Consider the following 4,584-nt stretch of genomic DNA (forward strand, 5'->3'; position numbering starts at 1 on the left):
ACACTGACTTCATCTGGCTTGCTGACTAATGATTTAACGATGTATTCAACGAACTGCTGATCAATAGTGGTCATATCGGACTCTCCTAGAACTTACCAACGTAAGCTCATTGTACTTGAAAGACTGTCTACTATGCAATTCCAGCCAGATGAGACAAATATCACAGGGAACGTTAATTACTTTTCTGGCGTGGATTCTTCGGAAGGTTCAGCCGTTTCATCTGTGGCAGGAGCTTCCTGCTCTGCCTCAGCGGCAGGAGCTTCTGCAGGTGGTTCGGCAACTGGTTCGGCTGGCTGCTCCGTAGCCGCCTCAGGTTCGGCCGGAGTCGTCTCGTCAACCTCTGGAACCTTAGCCTTCGGTGCGTCCTTTGGCTGGTTCTTGCGAAGTTTCTCGGGGTTTCGGGTTGATTTCTTTTTATTGTCAGGCTGACGGACCCACTTTGGAACCGTTACCTTCTCGCTTTTTAGGATACTGACAACACGGGGGGTCGGTTGAGCGCCATTCTTGAGATAGAACTCGGCCTTTTCCTTATTGAGCGTGGCTTTCTTGGTGTGTGGGTCGTAGCTGCCAATGTAGGTAACAACGCGGCCGCTGCTGGGGTGAAGTCGAGCGTCTTGAACAGCTACCCTGTAAACAGGGACTTTCTTGCGCCCAAGTCTTTGCAGACGAATAGCTAGCATCTGATAATGGTTCCTCGTTAAACGTACGAAAAGGCTACGTTACAAAACTTATGAGTATTGTAGGGCCTGAAGGTCTGATTGTCAATCTGTTTTACTTCTTAGAATCACCATCATGCTGATGTGATTCGCGGGAGTGAGCATAAAAGTGGAGAGCGTTTTCGGCAGCCTGTTGCTGGGCAGCCTGCTTTGATGACCCGCTTCCCTTGCCGCGTAGGTTTTTGCCGACAAAGGCCCCGATAGTAAAGATCTTGTCGTGGTCTGGACCGTCTTCGCTCAAGAGCCGGTATGAGGGGGTCACTCCCTCTGTACTCTGGGCTATCTCCTGTAGCAGAGACTTGGAGTCTCGCCACGAGCCTGTTCTTAGGATCTCATCAAAGGTAATGATAATGTTGTCTTCGATAAACTTCTTAGTCACTTCATAACCCTGGTCAAGATAGATAGCACCGACGACGGCTTCAAATGAGTTTGCGAGCATCTGTTCACGAGCCCTCTCGCTTCCGGCTCGTCTCTCCCCCTTGCTCATACGTAACACCTCAGAGAAGCCAAGACGCTCTGCCGCCTGGCCGATCGACTCGGTCCTGACTAACGCTGACCGCCAGCTGGTTAAGACGCCCTCTGGGTCCTTGTACTTGGCAAAGAGGAATTCGGTGACAATCAGCTCAAGAACAGCATCGCCGAGAAATTCGAGACGCTCATTGTGCTCTTTAGTAGTGCTCCTGTGTTCGTTGACATATGAACGATGCGTGAAGGCCGTCACGAGCAACTGTGGATCGTTAAACTCAAAACCAAAAGCAGTCCGAGCAAATGATTGGTAACGTTCAAAGTCCTGCATCGCGTATCTTCTTCATCCCGATTAAGGTTAGTTTGCCGATATCGTCATACTCGATCATATCGAGGGCCTTATGGAGCGGAAACCAGCCGAGATCAGTCATCCAGCCGTCCTCGTCCTTTTTCAGCTTGTCGGTATCACCAAGCGCTTGGACCAGATAGACGTGCATGGTCATCAGAACAAGGCTGTTCTGTCGACGATAACGGAAGTGGACCTTGCCAAGCCAGTCGAGTACCTTCATCTCCTGAAGTCCGGTCTCTTCCCGAATCTCACGCTCAGCCGTGTCCCGCGTAATCTCGCCGACTTCGACATGTCCTTTGGCGATTGTCCAGCGATTTTTAAGATCCTGTGCCAACAGGATCTCTATCTGATTGTCCTTCGTCCGGCGAAAGATGATGCCCCCGGCTGTCGTCTCGCGAACGACTTCCTGAATGACAGGTCGGCGACGGTTGAAATACTTCTTGAACCGATCGAACTTAGGCTTTGGCGTCTGCATCATTTCTCGGCCGCCTCGGACGTCTTGGTGTCGCTCTCAGTACTCTTCTCGATGTAGCGCTTGTAGGCGGTACCGAGCACGCCGTTGATAAACTTTGACGAGTTATCGTTGCCGAATGCTTTGGCTAGTTCTATCGCTTCGTTGATAACTACCTTGGCTGGGACATCTTTGAAGTTTTGAAGCTCAAAGAGAGCCATCCGCAAGATAACCCGATCCGTCCTGGAGATCTGCTCGAGAGGCCACTCTGGGGCGATCGGCTGGAGCATGCCATCAAGTTTAGTCTGGTCTTTGACAGTACCTGTCACTAATTTGCTGACAAAGTCAGTATCTTGAACGGTATCGGTGTAGCGTTCAAGGTTGCGATCGACAATAGCCTCAATATCGAGGTTCTTATCTCCACACTGCAAACGGAAGTCGTACTCATAGAGCGACTGTAGTGCAATGATACGGCCGAGATGACGATTCGATGCCATGATACTCTATCGCAATGAGACCCTAACAAAAAGCTGGCCTTAAGGGTTACCCCTTAAGCGGGAGTCTTTTTGCCACTCTCTCGCTTAGTTGTGTAGGCCTTAACCGGCGAGGAAGCATTGACCCTCCGAGCCAACTTCAAAACGAGGTGACTGCGGCGACTCTTAGTACGTCGGGAGGTTTGCTTTTTTGCTCTTCCTATGGTCCCCATAGCGAAGCGAACTCCTGTTTAGTGTGGGTTTGTATAACTTGAAACTAGTCGTTTATTATACCGTATCAGAGAGAGAAATTCAAATTAGACGACTAAGTTAAGAAGCTTATTGGGCACGAATATGACTCGCTTGGCCTGCTTCCCTGCCAGGTGTTTGTCAACGTTGGGGTCCTCAAGGGCAAGACTCACAACCTCAGCTTCGGGAGCGCCCCGCTCGGCCATAATGGTTGTTCGCACCTTACCATTGACCTGGACAACAACCGCGACGGTATCGAGAGCCAGATATTTCTCATCGTACGATGGCCAGCTGTCCCGGTGGATGCTGGTTTCGTGGCCCAGTTGATACCAGAGTTCCTCGGAAATATGCGGCGCAAACGGCGCCACGCAGGCCACAAGACTCTCTAGCGCGTACTGCCAGGCCTCACTACGACTTAAATCGTTAGACTTCAGCTTATAAAGCTCGTTGAGACAGCTCATGATAGCGGCAATGGCGGTGTTATACCTATTGGCCTCGATCTCCTCTGTGACTTTCTTGACCATCTGGTTTGAGGCATACCGGACAGCTGCCTGATCGACGTTGGTAGCGTTCGACGTTTCTGACGAGAGATACTCTTGAACCAGGTTCCAGATGCGTGTTAAGAATCGGTAAGTGCCGGGGACTCCTTGGGAGTCCCAGCGTGTCCAAAGCTCCAGTGGCGCTGCGAACATTAAATAGGTCCTCAAAGCATCAGCACCATAGCCACTGTCGATAATCTCAAGTGGGTCGATCCCGTTGCCAGCTGTTTTAGAGAAGTTGGCTCCATTCGCAGCCGTCACTTTGCCATTAAAGATAAACTGCTTGAATGGCTCAGGCTCGTTGACCAGACCAAGCTTCTTGAAGAAGCGGGCCATAAAGCGGGCATAGAGCAGGTGGGCAGTGGCATGGTCGGCCCCGTTATAGAAGTCGATCGGCTCCCACTTCTTGGCCAGTTTGCTACTGAAGATCTCTTGTTGGTTACGTGGGTCGAAATAGCGGTACATGTACCAGCTGCTGTCTAAGTATGTGTCGAGAGTATCAGTCTCTCGTTCGGCCTCGCCGCCACATTTAGGGCAGGTGACCCGCAGCCAGTCAGTCGCACGCCCCAGCGCACTCCGTCCGTCGCCACTCGGTTTGAAGTCTGTCAGTTCTGGCAGAATTACCGGAAGCTCATCATCTGGGACTAAGACAGGACCGCATTTCGGACAGTTGATAATAGGAATCGGAGCCCCCCAGTAACGCTGGCGGCTGACGCTCCAGTCGCGCATCTTGTAGTTGACGGTTCGCTTGCCCCAGCCCTTTTCAACAAAGTAGTCCATCGTTTTCTGCATGCCTTCGTCAAAGACAAGGCCGTCAAACGGACCGGAGTTGATCATCTTACGTTTGATACCATGGTTGAGCTTAACCTGATCGACAGTCTCTTTCTTAGGATCGACAAACTTAGCCTTCTGACCATCAGGCCCCTCGACTACTCTAACGATCGGCAAGTCATACTTTGTGGCGAACTCAAAATCCCGCTCGTCATGCGCCGGACAGCCCTGAACGGCACCCGTGCCGAAGCTGGCGAGGACAAAGTCGGCGACCCAGACCGGGACATGCTCTCCGGTTACTTGGTTCTTAACGTATGAACCAGTAAAGACACCTGTCTTCTCCTTGCCTTCTTGCTGGCGTTCGACGTCAGTCTTTTTGATGCAGGCGGCAACGTACTCTTCAACTTCTTTCTGCTGCTGGGGAGTAGTCAACTCCTTAACCATCTCGTGTTCCGGAGCTAGAACGATGAAGGTCATACCATAGTTAACCGGCGTCGTCGTAAAGCACGTGATTGTCTTGCCCGTGCCGACAACCTCGTAATTGATATTGATACCCGCTGACCGACCAATC

5 protein-coding genes are annotated in these 4,584 nt (G+C 51.3%); all 5 read right to left on the reverse strand.

Annotation, left to right across the window (positions count from 1 at the left end; genetic code table 11):
- Positions 1–176 precede the first annotated feature (176 nt).
- Positions 177–680, reverse strand: coding sequence for a 30S ribosomal protein S16 (rpsP, locus tag VGS28_00570; GenBank protein HEV2412282.1), 504 nt, complete (start codon positions 678–680; stop codon positions 177–179).
- Positions 681–771: 91 nt separating this feature from the next.
- On the reverse strand, positions 772–1,512 hold the full coding sequence (gene rnc, locus VGS28_00575; protein HEV2412283.1) for a ribonuclease III: 741 nt from the start codon (positions 1,510–1,512) through the stop codon (positions 772–774).
- Positions 1,499–2,008 carry an NUDIX domain-containing protein gene (locus tag VGS28_00580; GenBank protein HEV2412284.1) on the reverse strand — a complete coding sequence of 170 codons (510 nt, stop codon included), beginning with the start codon at positions 2,006–2,008 and terminating at the stop codon, positions 1,499–1,501. The genes rnc and VGS28_00580 overlap by 14 nt, the downstream gene beginning before the upstream one ends.
- Entirely contained in the window at positions 2,005–2,478 is a 474-nt protein-coding gene (nusB, locus tag VGS28_00585; protein ID HEV2412285.1) for a transcription antitermination factor NusB, read from the reverse strand. Before nusB ends, VGS28_00580 begins: the two co-directional genes overlap by 4 nt.
- A 293-nt stretch (positions 2,479–2,771) precedes the next feature.
- Positions 2,772–4,584 (reverse strand): leucine--tRNA ligase (locus VGS28_00590; protein ID HEV2412286.1); only part of this gene is annotated, 1,813 nt, incomplete at its 5' end.

Source organism: Candidatus Saccharimonadales bacterium, from assembly GCA_035945435.1.
Lineage (GTDB): Bacteria > Patescibacteriota > Saccharimonadia > Saccharimonadales > DASZAF01 > DASZAF01.

Bases quoted from the DNA above. Each gene is read 5' to 3' on its own strand.
- rpsP (HEV2412282.1), bottom strand. From the start codon at position 680: ATGCTAGCTATTCGTCTGCAAAGACTTGGGCGCAAGAAAGTCCCTGTT.
- VGS28_00580 (HEV2412284.1), bottom strand. From the start codon at position 2,008: ATGATGCAGACGCCAAAGCCTAAGTTCGATCGGTTCAAGAAGTATTTC.
- nusB (HEV2412285.1), bottom strand. From the start codon at position 2,478: ATGGCATCGAATCGTCATCTCGGCCGTATCATTGCACTACAGTCGCTC.
- rnc (HEV2412283.1), bottom strand. From the start codon at position 1,512: ATGCAGGACTTTGAACGTTACCAATCATTTGCTCGGACTGCTTTTGGT.